Origin of the sequence: Psychrobacillus sp. FSL K6-1415 (assembly GCF_038003185.1) — a bacterium.
Taxonomy (GTDB): Bacteria; Bacillota; Bacilli; order Bacillales_A; family Planococcaceae; genus Psychrobacillus; species Psychrobacillus psychrodurans.
The window spans coordinates 2,156,659-2,171,844 of sequence record NZ_JBBOOQ010000001.1 but is presented as its reverse complement, the minus strand read 5'-3'; the positions used below and the strand labels follow the sequence as shown (position 1 = coordinate 2,171,844).

11 protein-coding genes are annotated in these 15,186 nt (G+C 34.9%); 8 read left to right on the top strand and 3 right to left on the bottom strand.

Annotation, left to right across the window (positions count from 1 at the left end):
• Positions 1-100: 100 nt before the first annotated feature.
• Both MKY60_RS10150 and argH read left to right on the top strand, forming a co-directional pair.
• Positions 101-1,309 (top strand): argininosuccinate synthase, encoded by a 1,209-nt coding sequence (locus MKY60_RS10150; protein WP_090569503.1) that lies wholly within the window; start codon positions 101-103, stop codon positions 1,307-1,309.
• Entirely contained in the window at positions 1,306-2,679 is a 1,374-nt protein-coding gene (gene argH / locus MKY60_RS10145) for an argininosuccinate lyase (RefSeq protein ID WP_340929729.1), read from the top strand. The genes MKY60_RS10150 and argH overlap by 4 nt, the downstream gene beginning before the upstream one ends.
• Positions 2,680-2,773: 94 nt before the next feature.
• Here the strand turns inward: argH and galT are convergent, their stop codons facing one another.
• From galT to MKY60_RS10130, 3 genes are read right to left on the bottom strand one after another with little or no spacing between them, the layout of a single operon-like run.
• Positions 2,774-4,243 (bottom strand): UDP-glucose--hexose-1-phosphate uridylyltransferase, encoded by a 1,470-nt coding sequence (gene galT / locus MKY60_RS10140; RefSeq protein WP_340929728.1) that lies wholly within the window; start codon positions 4,241-4,243, stop codon positions 2,774-2,776.
• The gene (gene galE / locus MKY60_RS10135; RefSeq protein ID WP_241599191.1) at positions 4,240-5,244 is read right to left on the bottom strand and encodes a UDP-glucose 4-epimerase GalE; all 1,005 of its coding nucleotides are present in this window, start codon (positions 5,242-5,244) and stop codon (positions 4,240-4,242) included. Before galE ends, galT begins: the two co-directional genes overlap by 4 nt.
• The gene (locus tag MKY60_RS10130; RefSeq protein ID WP_340929726.1) at positions 5,245-6,426 is read right to left on the bottom strand and encodes a galactokinase; all 1,182 of its coding nucleotides are present in this window, start codon (positions 6,424-6,426) and stop codon (positions 5,245-5,247) included. It abuts the gene before it with no gap.
• 162 nt (positions 6,427-6,588) lie between these two features.
• On the opposite strand from MKY60_RS10130, the gene araD reads away from it, so the two are divergent.
• The 6 genes from araD to mmsA all read left to right on the top strand — a co-directional run bounded on the left by araD (position 6,589) and on the right by mmsA (position 15,184).
• A complete protein-coding gene (gene araD, locus MKY60_RS10125) occupies positions 6,589-7,281 on the top strand; it encodes an L-ribulose-5-phosphate 4-epimerase (protein ID WP_340929724.1) in 693 nt (230 codons plus the stop codon).
• 13 nt (positions 7,282-7,294) lie between these two features.
• Positions 7,295-8,965 (top strand): ribulokinase, encoded by a 1,671-nt coding sequence (locus MKY60_RS10120; protein WP_340929722.1) that lies wholly within the window; start codon positions 7,295-7,297, stop codon positions 8,963-8,965.
• Positions 8,966-8,999: 34 nt separating this feature from the next.
• Positions 9,000-10,484, top strand: a complete 1,485-nt coding sequence (gene araA / locus MKY60_RS10115; protein ID WP_340929721.1) for an L-arabinose isomerase — start codon at positions 9,000-9,002, stop codon at positions 10,482-10,484.
• 391 nt (positions 10,485-10,875) lie between these two features.
• Positions 10,876-12,000, top strand: a complete 1,125-nt coding sequence (locus tag MKY60_RS10110; protein WP_241599196.1) for a GntR family transcriptional regulator — start codon at positions 10,876-10,878, stop codon at positions 11,998-12,000.
• 413 nt (positions 12,001-12,413) lie between these two features.
• Entirely contained in the window at positions 12,414-13,481 is a 1,068-nt protein-coding gene (gene chvE / locus MKY60_RS10105) for a multiple monosaccharide ABC transporter substrate-binding protein (RefSeq protein WP_241599197.1), read from the top strand.
• 167 nt (positions 13,482-13,648) lie between these two features.
• A complete protein-coding gene (gene mmsA / locus MKY60_RS10100; protein ID WP_241599198.1) occupies positions 13,649-15,184 on the top strand; it encodes a multiple monosaccharide ABC transporter ATP-binding protein in 1,536 nt (511 codons plus the stop codon).
• Positions 15,185-15,186: the final 2 nt, after the last annotated feature.

Below are 15,186 nucleotides of genomic sequence, written 5' to 3'. Positions count from 1 at the left end.
TAATAATTATTAATAATCAGTTGTATTTATACATAAGTCATGTTACATTATGTATATTAATACTGAAAAGTTGTATATAAATTCATTGGAGGGATATATAATGAACAAAAAAGTTGTATTAGCATATTCAGGCGGGTTAGATACATCGGTTGCAATTACGTGGTTAAAAGATGAGGGGTATGATGTTGTAGCGGTATGTCTAGACGTTGGAGAAGGTAAGGATCTTGCATTCGTTAAGAATAAAGCACTAGAAGTTGGAGCTATCGAAAGTTATATGATTGATGCAAGAGAGGAATTTGCTAATGAATATGCACTGATCTCACTTCAAGCACATACTTGGTATGAAAATAAATATCCATTAGTTTCTGCCTTATCTCGTCCATTGATTTCTAAAAAGTTAGTTGAAATTGCAGAACAAACTGGAGCAACAGCAGTTGCACATGGTTGCACAGGTAAAGGAAATGACCAAGTTCGTTTCGAAGTTTCCATTAAAGCATTAAATCCAAATTTAGAAGTGATTGCACCAGTTCGTGAGTGGAGTTGGAGTCGTGAGGAAGAAATTGCATATGCCAAAGAAAAAAATATCCCGATTCCGATTAACTTAGACAGCCCATTCTCTATCGATCAAAACCTATGGGGGCGTGCAAATGAATGTGGGATTTTAGAAGATCCTTGGGCAGCTCCACCTGAAGAGGCTTATGATTTAACAGTGTCTCTAGAAAATGCACCAAATACTGCTGATGTAATTGAAATTGAATTTTTAAAAGGAGTACCTACTTCGATAGATGGAGTAGCGTATCCATTACACGAATTAATATTAAAACTAAATGAGTTGGCTGGGAAACATGGTGTCGGCCGTATAGATCATGTTGAAAATCGTTTAGTTGGTATTAAATCACGTGAAGTATACGAAATTCCAGGTGCTCATACATTGCTACTTGCACATAAGGAATTAGAAGATATAACACTAGTAAAAGAATTGGCTCATTTTAAACCAGTTATGGAGAAAAAGTTAACAGAACTTATATATGAAGGACTTTGGTTCTCTCCACTTAGAACTGCACTTGAGGCATTCTTAAAAGAAACGCAGCAATATGTGAATGGAACAGTAAGAGTGAAATTATTTAAGGGTCATGCAATTGTAGAAGGACGTAAATCACCTAATTCTCTTTACAACGAGAAGTTAGCGACGTATACAAAGGATGATGAATTTAATCATGCTTCTGCTGTAGGATTTATCGAGCTTTGGGGCCTTCCAACAAAAGTACACGCTATGGTGAATAAGGGAGCAGAGAAGGTGGAAGTATGACAAAACTATGGGGCGGCAGATTTCAAAAATCTGCCGAACAATGGGTTGATGAATTTGGAGCTTCCATCGGATTCGACCAAACATTGGTAATAGAAGATTTAGACGGTAGTATTGCTCATGTACAAATGCTAGGCGATTGCAATATATTACCATCTGATGATGTGCAAACAATTTTAGGTGGTCTTGTTCAACTAAAAAAACTGGCTTTAGAAAACCAATTAGATTTTTTAGTTGCAAATGAGGATATTCACTTAAATTTGGAAAAAATGCTTATCGATTTAATCGGACCAGTTGGTGGAAAGCTACATACTGGGCGTAGCCGTAACGATCAAGTAGCGACAGATATGCATCTATTTTTAAAAAATAGAGTAGGAGAAATAATCGAGCTAGTCGAGCTTTTTCAACAAACACTTGTGGCACAGGCAGAAATGCATATAGAAACACTTGCACCAGGATATACGCATTTACAGCGTGCTCAACCTATTTCATTTGCCCATCATTTAATGGCTTATTTTTGGATGCTAGAACGCGACAAAGATCGCTTCAAAGATTCGTTGAAGCGTATTGATATTTCACCGCTTGGAGCAGGTGCGCTTGCAGGAACAACATTTCCGATTGATCGTCAGATAGCAGCTAATTATCTTGGTTTTGCAAATGTCTATGAAAATAGTATGGACGCTGTTAGTGATCGTGATTTTATTATAGAATTTTTAAGTAATTCTTCTATGATGATGGCTCATTTATCTCGGTTTGCTGAAGAAATTATTTTATGGTCTAGCTCTGAATTTAACTTCATTGAATTAGATGATTCTTTTTCAACTGGATCTAGTATAATGCCTCAAAAGAAAAATCCAGATATGGCAGAGCTAATCCGCGGGAAAACAGGTCGAGTTTATGGAAATCTAATGGGATTATTAACTGTCATTAAAGGACTCCCACTAGCTTACAACAAAGATATGCAAGAAGACAAAGAGGGCATGTTCGATACTGTACATACAATCGTTGGCTCATTGAAAATATTTGAAGGTATGGTCCGGACAATGGTTGTTCATACGGAACGACTATACGATACTGTCCACAAAGACTTTTCTAATGCTACAGAACTTGCCGATTATTTAGCTGCAAAAGGACTCCCATTCCGAGAAGCACATGAGGTAACTGGGAAATTAGTTTTCCTGTGTATCCAACGTGGATATTTCCTACTCGATTTACCACTGGAAGATCTCAGTAAGGCAAGTGATTTGATTGAATCGGATATATACGATGTATTATCACCACTAGCTGCTGTTAGAAGAAGAAATTCACTCGGTGGTACTAGTTTCGATCAAGTGAAAATCCAAATTGCAGAAGCTAAGAGGCGACTAGCATAAAAAAACCTGTAGGCACTCGAAATAATGAGTAGTCTACAGTTTTTTTTATTTGTAGTCATTAAAAACACTCTGATTTCATTATTAAAATATACATTTAATTGTTTAGTGAATAAATAAATTTTTCACATGTAATTGTATCTTTAAATACTCCGGCATCTCTGAGGACTTTGGCAAATTTATGACCAAGCTCTTTTTCTATAATAGTATCAACTTGTTCATGTATTTTATACTTAGCCTTTAATTGATCAGCCCACTTTTGATGGTAAGGTGCTACGTCGCTATTTTGACCAAGTAAATACTTCTTAATTTCAGCTAATTCATCGTTTAGGCGTGCTGGTAGAACTGCCAATCCCATCACTTCAATTAAACCGATATTTTCTTTTTTTATATGATGAACATCTGCATGTGGGTGGAAAATTCCAAGTGGATGTTCAGCAGTTGCACGGTTGTTCCTTAAGACCAGATCGAGTTCAAATTTCTCATCTCTCTTTCGGGCGATAGGGGTGATTGTATTATGTGGTGTATTTCCTGTAATAGCTACGATTTCTGCTTTCTCATCACTATAGCTTTTCCACTTCGAAAGTATGTGGTCTGCAGCTTGAACTAGCGAATCTTTTTCATTACCTTGCAGTCGAATAGTTGTTAATGGCCACTCTAAGACCGATGCTGTTACTTTCGGGAATTTTTTCAAACTAAATGATATTGAACTAGCAGCATTCGTCATTGGGAATTCATATCTTCCAGCCTGATAATGATCATGGCTTAATATGGAACCACCTACAATAGGTAAATCAGCGTTTGAACCAATAAAGTAGTGTGGAAATTTCTCTATAAAAGTTAGTAATCTTTCAAAAGTTCCTTTGTTTATTTTCATGGCACGATGTTTTTCAGATAGCAAAATGCTATGTTCATTATAATAGACATAGGGTGAGTATTGTAAATACCAATTTTCATCTCCTAGAGGTATTCTAATAATCCGATGATTTGCTCTAGCAGGGTATCCCAACCGCCCCGAATAACCTTCGTTATCGATACATAAAACACATTTTGGATAATCAATATCTGAGTTTAATTCTCGTTCTCTCTTAATTTCCTCCGGATCTTTCTCTGGTTTAGACATGTTAATAGTAATGTCCATTTTGCCGTAGACTGTTTCAGTTTTAAAATAGATGTTTTTGTTGATTCTATTCATTTGAATATAGTTACTATTTTTGCTCAATTCAAAAAAGTAGTCTGTTGCTTCTTTTGGCGAGTTTGTATATTTTCTCTGAAAAATATCATTGATAATTGAAGGTCTTGCAACAAAGCAATTCATGATGTTGGCTGAAAGAATTTCTTTTTCATCGAAAATATTCTCGATTACATTATTTTCAACTGCAAATGCAATTATTTTTTCAAGTAAAATTGGAATGGAATCATCAGTTAACTGTTTAGTTACTTCCTTATAATTTTTAATGCTTAAAAGCGAAAGTAATTGGTTAAAAACATAAATTCGGTCCGAATTGCAGATTAGTTTTGCATCAATTGCTTTTTGTATAAGGCCATTAATATGTTCATAAATCATTTGTTTGTCACGTCGCTGTTATATCCATTCGGATGGTTGACATGCCAATTCCATGCATCTTGTATAATTTTTTCTATAGAAGTTCGAGTTGGACTCCAATTTAATATAGTAGCTGCTTTCTCTGAACTAGCGATTAGTATGCTAGGATCTCCTGATCGACGTTTACCTAATTTCTCTGGAATTACTTTACCAGTCACATTACGAGCAGTTTCTATCATTTCTTTTACTGAAAACCCTTGGTTACTACCAAGATTGAAGATATCACTTTTTCCACCATTATCTAAATAGTCAAGTGCTAAAAGATGCGCATGAATAAGATCATCGATATGTATGTAATCTCGGATGCATGTGCCATCTGGTGTATCATAGTCATTTCCAAAAATAGTTATATGGGGGCGTTTTCCAAGAGCAGTTTCGAGTATGATGGGAACGAGATGAGTTTCTGGACAATGATCTTCACCAATTTCTCCAGATTCTCTTGCACCAGCAACATTAAAATAGCGTAACGATACATATCTGATTCCATATGCTTGTTCACACCATTTCATCATTTTTTCCATTGCCAGTTTAGTTTCTCCATATGGACTCGTCGGGATAGCTGGCATATCTTCTGTGATTGGAATAGAATCTACCTCGCCGTAAGTTGCAGCAGTTGATGAAAAAATTATTTTTTTCAATTCATTTTCTTGCATAACTTGTAACAAAACTTGAGTTCCATAAACGTTATTATCAAAGTACTTAAGTGGTTCTTCGGTTGATTCGCCAACTAGAGAATTTGCAGCAAAGTGAATGACTGAGTCAATAGATTCTACTTTAAATACCATCCTCATAAAATTGATATCCCTGCAATCACCTTCGTAAAATTTTGCGCTAGGGTGTACTGCTTCTCTATGTCCAGTTTGGAGATTATCAATCACTACTACATCAGACATTTGATCTATTAGCTGATAAACTGCATGTGATCCAATATATCCAGCCCCGCCTAGAACTAAAACGCTCATTTATAACACTCCTCCATGAATTTCTCTTGCACCATCAGCTATTGTTGCAGTATAAAATGACGCTTCATAACCAATTTTATCAGTATAGATTTTGTTGACATTATCTCTAAAGCTATCAATCTTACTCTTTTCAACAATCGCAATCGCACAGCCACCGAAGCCTGCTCCTGTCATACGTGCCCCTAATATCCCCGGCTGATTCCAGGCAGCTGTTAGTAATGTATCAAGTTCAATACCTGTTACTTCAAAATCATTTTGTAGTGACAGATGCGATTCATTCATTAACCTGCCAAATTCTTTTAAGTTTCCTTGGCGTAAAAGAAGTAAAGTTTTTAATGTTCTATCATTTTCATAAACTACATGTTTTGCACGTTTTCGGTTTGTATCATCTTGAATAAGATGCTTTTGGTGTTCAAACTGTTCGATAGATAAATCACTAAGACATTGGATAAGTAGTTCAGTTTGTAAATCCTGTAATGCTTTTTCACACTGTGCACGACGTTCATTATATTTTGAATTCACTAGAGTTCTTTTTTTATTCGTGTTAATGACTATAATGACATAACGCTCAAGCTGTATAGGTGCATATTCGTATTCTAGTGTTTGGCAGTTTAATAAAAGTGCATGATTCTTTTTACCTTTTCCAATCGCAAATTGGTCCATAATGCCACTGTTAACACCAATATATTCGTTTTCAACCTTTTGTCCAATTTTAATCATGTCTATTCGATCGATTGGTATATCGAACAATCCCTCTAAAAGAACACCAGTGACCATTTCGATCGAAGCCGAAGAGGAAAGACCGGCGCCATTTGGGATATTGCCATAAAACAATATATCCATGCCATTCGATATTTCCAAATTGTTTTCTCTAATATATTTAATCATTCCTTTAGGATAGTTTGCCCAATCATGTGCTGGATTAAAAAACAAATCTGCAAGATCACATTCAATAATTCCAATGGCAGGAAAGTTCAAGGAAAAAAAACGTATCAACTGATCATCTCTTTTTTGAACAAATGCATATGTCCCGTATGAGATAGAGGCAGGGAAGACATGACCTCCATTATAATCCGTGTGTTCACCAATTAAATTAATACGTCCGGGTGCAAAAAAAGAGCGTGGTAGTCCAGTAGTTTCAAAAGTGGATTGATAGCACTGTATCAATTCATTAATATTCAATATTTTGCCTCCTTTAGTTTGTGTATAAATAAAAAAACTTCATGTTATTTCTAAATTTCTACATTTTTAGAATATTCATATATTGATTATACGTACATTTTATATTAAGATGATGAAATACACAATAACTTATACGTATATGCGTGAAGAAAGGGTGGTAATATGTTGAAAGAACTCAAACAAATGGTATTAGAAGCCAATTTAGCATTAACTAAGCACAACTTAGTTACTTTCACATGGGGGAATGTAAGCGGTATCAACAGAGAGGAAAACCTTATTGTTATAAAACCTAGTGGAGTTCCTTATGATAATTTGAAAATAGAGGATATGGTAGTTGTGGATTTTGACGGTAATATTGTAGAAGGAAAATTAAAGCCATCATCTGATACACCTACTCATACTATCTTGTATAAAATGTTTCCTAACATTGGTGGAGTTGTACATACACATGCCCCTTATTCTACTAGCTGGGCACAGGCTGGTAGATGTATTCCACCACTTGGAACAACACATGCGGATTACTTTTACGGAAGTATTCCTTGTACTAGGGAAATGACAGAACATGAAATCAATGGAGATTATGAACTCGAAACAGGGAATGTCATAGTGGAGACTTTTAAAGATTTAAATCCAGATGAAATACCTAGCGTGCTAATTCACAGTCATGCTCCTTTTTCATGGGGAAAAGACCCCGAAGAAGCATTACATAATGCAGTTGTATTAGAAGAGGTTGCAAAAATGGCTATACAAACTTACCAACTAAATCCAAAGATACCTAATATGGATCAATTACTTATAGATAAACATTTCCTTAGAAAACATGGATCTACTGCATACTATGGACAAAAGAAATAAGGGGGTTAACTAGATGAATACAAAGTATGCTATTGGTGTAGATTATGGAACGGAATCAGGTCGAGCTGTTCTAGTTTCTTTAGAAAATGGAAAAGAAATTGCGGATCATATAACTCCTTATAAACATGGAGTTATAGACGAAAAACTGCCCGAGTCAGATATTAATTTAGATTATGAATGGGCACTACAACATCCACAAGACTATTTAGAAGTATTACAGCAATCGATACCAGTTATTTTAGAAAAATCTGGTGTACATCCAGATAACATTATTGGTCTTGGAATTGATTTTACTGCATGTACAATGTTACCACTGGATAAGAATAGAGAACCTTTGTCTAATAATCCTAGTTTAAAAGATAATCCACATAGTTGGGTGAAATTATGGAAGCACCATGCTGCACAGGACGAAGCCAATCAAATAAATGCTATTGCAGAACAAAGAGGAGAGCACTTTTTACAGAGATACGGAGGGAAAATTTCTTCAGAATGGATGATCGCTAAGATTTGGCAGATTCTTAATGAAGCACCTGAAATATATGAAGAAGCGGACCTTTTTGTTGAAGCTACAGATTGGGTTATATCAAAGTTGACGGGGAGTCTAGTTAGAAACAGCTGTACTGCAGGTTACAAATCAATTTGGCATAAGAAAGATGGATATCCAAGTAAGGAATTCTTTCGAGCTCTTGACCCCCGTTTAGAAGATTTAGTAGATACTAAACTTCGAGGAGAAGTAGTTTCAATTGGAACAAAAGCAGGAGAGCTAACAGAAGAAATGGCTAAGTTAATAGGTTTAAATGCTGGAATGGCAATAGCTGTCGGAAACGTGGATGCCCATGTATCTGTACCGGCGATGGGGGTAACTCAGCCAGGTAAATTAGTACTGACAATGGGAACATCTATTTGTGCATTGCTCTTAGGGGATGAGGAAAAAGAAGTTGAAGGAATGTGTGGAGTAGTTGAAGATGGCATCATCCCAGGTTTCTTTGGTTATGAAGCAGGACAGTCTGCTGTAGGCGATATATTTGCGTGGTATGTAGACCAAGCGGTGCCAGAATATGTAAAGCATTCAGCTGTAGAGGATGGTATGAATATTCATAGTTGGTTAGAGAAAAAAGCATCTGATTATAAACCTGGTGAAACTGGGTTACTAGCACTAGATTGGTGGAATGGTAATCGTTCTGTGTTAGTAGACACAGATTTAAGTGGAATGATGCTAGGAATGACTTTGCAAACTAAACCCGAAGAAATATATCGAGCATTGCTTGAATCTACTGCGTTTGGAACGCGCAGAATTATCGATACATTTACAAACAACGGATTAGAAGTAAATGAAATTTACGTTTGTGGCGGGCTTCCTCATAAAAACAAACTATTATTGCAAATTTATGCTGATGTTTCAAATAGAGTTATTAAAATTGCAGATTCTTTTCATACACCAGCTCTAGGGGCAGCAATGTTTGGAGCCGTTTCGGCAGGAGCGGCTAATGGCGGATTTGACACGATACATGAGGCCACAAAAAAAATGGCTAGGATAAAAGAAGAAGTTATTGTACCGATTCCTGAGAATGTAATTATTTATGAAAAGCTATATCAAGAATATGTGTTGCTTCATGATTATTTTGGCTGTGGTGAAAATGATGTGATGAAAAGATTACGTGCAATTAGAGTAAACGCAATATAATGCAAAATACTAGCTTACAATTGGAGGGATATATATGTTGTCAATTAGACCTTATGAATTTTGGTTCATTACGGGTAGTCAAAACCTATACGGTGAAGATGCACTTCAAGAAGTAGAAAGTAATTCAAGAAAGATATCGGAAAGCTTAGATGAAAATATGAATTCTGCTTATAAAATAGTGTTTAAAACAGTTTTAACAAATGCTGTTGATATTCGAAATCTTATGTTAGAAGCTAATAACGATGAAAAGTGTGCTGGGGTAATTATTTGGATGCACACATTCTCGCCTGCTAAAATGTGGATTGCTGGTCTTACAGCACTTCAAAAACCACAACTTCATTTAAATACACAATTTAATCGTGATATACCGTGGAATGATATTGATATGGACTTTATGAACTTAAATCAATCTGCCCACGGTGACCGAGAATATGGTTTTATTGGAACGCGTATGAATAAATCACGTAAAGTAGTGGTTGGCCATTGGTCGGATGAGGTTGTCATTTCAAAAATAGGTAGCTGGATGAAAATAGCAGTTGCTGTAACTGAAGGTACGAATATAAAAGTTGCTAGATTTGGGGATAATATGCGGAATGTTGCTGTAACTGATGGCAACAAAGTGGAAGCTCAAATTAAGTTTGGTTGGACAGTAGATTATTATGGAATAGGCGATTTAGTAGAGGAAATGTCGAAAGTATCACAACATGAAATAGATAATCTATATAAAGAATATGAAAAAACATATATTCTTCCAGTTGAAGCAAGTGAACAAGGTCTTGTGAGAGATTCAATCTTAGAGCAAGCGCGTATAGAATTAGGCTTAATCGCATTTTTGGAAAAAGGAAATTATAATGCATTTACAACAAATTTTGAAGATCTTCATGGTATGAAACAATTACCGGGTTTAGCAGCTCAACGTTTAATGGAAAAAGGATATGGTTTTGCGGGCGAAGGAGACTGGCGAACCGCTGCATTATTACGAATGATGAAAGTCATTGCCGGAAATAAGGGTACATCATTTATGGAAGATTATACTTATCATCTTGAACCGGGAAATGAAATGGTACTAGGATCACATATGTTAGAAATTTGTCCAACTATTGCTGTTTCAAAACCTAAGATTGTTGTTCAAAAGCTAGGAATAGGAGGAAAAGAGGATCCTGCACGCCTAGTATTTGATGGAAAAGCAGGACATGCAATCGTCGCTTCTTTGATTGAATTGAGAGGTAGGTATCGTCTCGTTATCAATGAAGTGGATGCTCAACTATCAACAGTAGATACACCAAACCTACCTGTTGCAAAGGTTTTATGGAAACCGGAGCCATCCCTAAGCGAAGCAACCGAATCATGGATTTATGCCGGAGGAGCGCATCATACAGTGTTTTCCTTAGACGTTACAACTGATCAACTATATGACTTTGCAGATATGACAAATATTGAGTGTGTTATTATTGATAAAAATACGGTGGTTAGGCAATTGAGGAATGAATTGAAATTAAGTGATGCAGTTTGGACTTAAGACTTACGAAAAAACTTGCCATTTGAATGGCAAGTTTTTTTAAAAGGAATAAGAAAGTATAAGAATGTTTCATAAATACTGGGTTCACGGAACTTTCAAGTAGGAAAATACCTGATGATTTCAGTTTAGGTTGTTGCTTCCTTTTGTTTATTGTGGGTTTTTCTTAGAAAAAAATCTGTTAATTCTTTTTATGTCTTGTTTACGATGTATTTCAGATTTCAATTTTTTCAAAGATAACATTTATACGTTCATCTACCATATACATAGCAGAGTATAAGAAACTTTGTAAAAGAATTAATAGATGTAAAATAGTAATGAATATGTTATGTTCAACATATACGAACAAGTTTTATTAATATTTGACTGAATTTTCTTAGATTGAGGTGGTTATTTGGAAACGAAATATGAAATGGTAAAAAGGGCTGTACAAGCAAAAATTAAGGATGGAACATATACTCCTTATCAAAAAATTAGTTCTGAAAGTGAGTTAATGAAAGAATTTAGTGTGAGTCGACATACTGTTAGACAAGCAATTGGAGACCTAGTATCATCCGGTTGGTTGTATCGAGAGCAAGGCTCAGGGACTTTCTGTGCGGATAGAAGTAAATTAAGTAACCTTCAAAATTTTAGTAATCAAAAAAAGATTGCTATTGTAACAACATATCTTTCAGATTATATATTTCCTTCGATAATAAGAGGAGCAGAATCCATACTTAGTGCAGAGGGGTATCAGGTAAGTATTTTCAGTACTAACAACAATCATGAAGTTGAAAGGGAAGTATTAGAAAAAATACTTTCTCAGCAATTTGATGGAGTTATTGTTGAACCGACTAAAAGTGCATACTCTAACCCTAATATTACTTACTATTTAAATCTTGAGCACCTTTCTATCCCATACATTATGATTAATGCTTTTTACGATGAATTAGAGCCTATTAGTATCGTTATGGATGATGAAAGAGGTGGCTTTTTACAAGCCGAGCACTTGATTAAATTAGGTCATAAAGAAATAATTGGTTGCTTTAAAACTGATGACATACAAGGTGTTAAGCGGATGAAAGGCTTTTTAAAGGCGCATCGTATTAATAATATACCGTTAAATCCTTCTCACGTTATTACCTATAATACCGATGAAAAAGTTATTAAACCAGTTGAAGAATTGGAAAAGTTACTATCCTCTAACAAGCATTCTATTACTGGTATTGTCTGCTATAATGATGAACTTGCAATGAGGTACCTTGAATTGTTACGGACAAAAAGCATTAATGTTCCGGAGGACATTTCTATCGTTGGCCATGACGATTCAATGTTAGCGCAAATATCAGAAGTTAAACTTACATCTATTGTACATCCTAAAAGTGAATTGGGAGAATCGGCAGCAAAAGTCATAATGGATCTAATTAAATCAAATAAGAATAATACCGATGCTTTTCAAGGAAACTCTATAGTTTATTCGCCAGAGCTAGTAGTAAGAAGTTCTACAAAAAGTTTAATGGAAGCAGAGGTAACAATGTAAACTATCAGAAAGTATTACCCGTGTTGATGTTTTAACACGGGTAATACTTTTTTTCATAAGGTTCTATATATTAAAATGCTTTTATACAAGTGTGGAACCTGGCAAATTTCCTGTCCATTAAGAAGGTAGTAGTCAGTCGTCTTCTAATGAAATAATTCATATTAGCAACCATACATAAAAAAGCGATCAAATGGTAAGTTTTTAATAAAAAGAAAATTCAAAATTATTGTTGCGAAAAATTTATATTTATATTATAGTAGATTGTACGTACAAGATGGGTGTTTTAAATCCATGTGATGTACGAACATTTAAACTGTAGTTCTAGAAGGAAAGATATTTTACATTTTAATGTAAGCGCTATCTTCTTGTAGCTACAATTATCACTCTAAATCTAGGGAGAAATGGGGAAGGGTATGAAGAAATTTAGTTGGGTGTTATTATTGTTAATTTTTGTGATAACCCTAGTTGGTTGTGACGCAGATGCAGACGATGGTAACAAGACTGTTGGACTTGCTATGCCTACGAAGTCTTCTGAACGATGGGTTAAAGACGGAGAAAACATGAAGAAGGAATTTGAAGCACTAGGTTACAGTGTAGATATGCAATATGCTGAGGATGTTGTGGAAAATCAAGTCTCTCAAATTGAGAATATGATTACCAAAGGGGTAGACATTTTAGTAATTGCATCCATTGATGGAGAAGCACTTTCAGAAGTATTAAGTAAAGCACAGAAACAAGAAATTCCAGTAATTGCTTATGATCGCTTAATCATGAATAGCGATCATGTCAGCTATTATGCAACATTTGATAACTTTGAAGTAGGTGTCTTACAAGCTAAGTATATTGAAGAGAAGTTAAGTCTGGCAACCGAAGAAGGACCTTTCAACATCGAATTGTTTGCTGGGTCTCCAGATGATAATAATGCATACTTCTTCTGGGATGGTGCAATGTCTATTCTTCAACCATATATTGATGAAGGAAAATTAATAGTAAAAAGTGATCAAACAGATTTTAAACAAGGAGCAACTCTACGTTGGGATGGTTCTGTTGCACAAGGACGTATGGACAATCTTTTAAGTGCTCATTATTCAAGTGAAGATATCGACGTAATCTTATCTCCTTTTGATGGAATTAGTCGCGGAGTAATTTCTTCGCTAAAAGCTGTTGGATACGGATCAGCTAGTAAACCAATGCCGTTAGTAACTGGTCAAGATGCTGAGTTAGCGTCAGTGAAATCTATTGTAGCTGGTGAACAAACTCAGACTATTTTTAAGGACACAAGAGAACTAGCTAAAAAGGCTGTTGACATGGCAGACTCTGTCCTTAAAGGAGAAGAACCAGAAGTTAATGATAAAGAAACATATGATAATGGTAAAGGAATTGTTCCTTCTTATCTATTAGCCCCAGTATCTGTTGATAGTTCAAACTATAAAGAAGTCCTTGTTGATTCAGAATATTTTACTGAAGAAGAGTTAAAATAGCCTAATTTTATGTCTAGATAATTTTCAACTCTAAAAACAGGGATATATTTAGTGCAGTTAAGGTTGTAAACATGGACTCAATACGCAGAGATGAATTTATATTGGTGATTTAATTGTAAAGATTGAATCACCGATATAAATCAATTCAAGTAAAGGTGTGATTTTTAATGTCCGATACGATTTTGGAAATGACAGGAATAACAAAGGAGTTTCCAGGGGTAAAAGCTTTAGAAAATGTAAATTTAAAAGTGAAATCAGGTGAAATACATGCTTTAATAGGTGAAAATGGCGCTGGCAAATCTACATTAATGAAAGTTTTGAGTGGTGTACATCCACATGAGACATATACAGGTGATATTACTTTTGAAAATAATTTATGTAAATTTAAAAATATTAATGAAAGTGAAAACCTTGGTATAGTGATTATTCATCAAGAACTTGCGTTAATTCCAGAGTTAACAATTGCAGAAAATATCTTTTTAGGGAATGAGCGATCAAAAAATGGCGTTATTAATTGGTATGAAACGATAAATGAAACAAGAGAATTACTAGATAAAGTTGGACTTAAATTAGATCCTCAGGATGTTATAAAAAATATAGGGGTAGGTCAGCAGCAGCTTGTAGAAATTGCAAAGGCGCTTTCCAAAAAGGTGAAATTACTAATTTTAGATGAACCTACTGCTGCTCTAAACGAAGAAGACAGTGAAAATTTATTAAAACTACTAGAGGAATTCAGGTTACAGGGTATGACATCCATTCTAATCTCTCATAAACTAAAAGAGCTATTTAGGGTCTCTGACAGTATTACGGTACTGCGTGATGGAAAAACGATTGTTACATATGATTTGAAAGGAAATAATATTACTGAAAATCAAATAATAAAAGATATGGTTGGAAGAGATTTATCAAATCTATTTCCTAGTAGGGAAATGACTGTCAAAGATAATATCGTTTTTGAAGTTAAAAATTGGTCTGTATTTCATCCTATCGATTCAGACAGGAAGATCCTACACGATATAAATATTCATGTTAAACAAGGTGAAATTATTGGAATTGCCGGTCTCATGGGCGCTGGAAGAACTGAGTTAGCTATGAGCATTTTTGGGAAGAGTTATGGAAAGAAAATATCCGGTCAATTATACAAAGATGGTAAGGAAGTAAATTTCAAAAATGTAAATCAAGCAATTAATAATGGTCTTGCTTATGTATCAGAGGATCGAAAGGAATATGGCTTAGTTTTAATCGATAGTGTCAAACAAAACCTTACATTAGCAAATTTAAGTGGAATTTCCAAAAGGGGTGTTCTTGATAAAAGGAAGGAAGTTTCAGTGGCGGAATCCCTAAAAACAAGAATAAATATTAGAACTCCTTCAATAGAGCAAAAAGCTATGAATCTTAGTGGTGGCAACCAACAAAAAATAGTATTAGGGAAATGGATGTTCTCTGATCCAAATATATTAATTTTGGATGAGCCAACTAGAGGAATTGATGTAGGTGCGAAGTTTGAAATTTACAAATTAATAAATGAGCTAGTAGAAAAAGGAAAGAGTATTATAATGATTTCTTCTGAGTTGCCTGAGTTGATTGGAATGTGTGATCGTATTTACACATTAAATGAGGGTAGAATTACTAGTAATATCAATCAAGCTAATGCAAGTCAAGAAAGTTTAATGACTTATATGACTCAGAGTAGGGGGAAATAGAA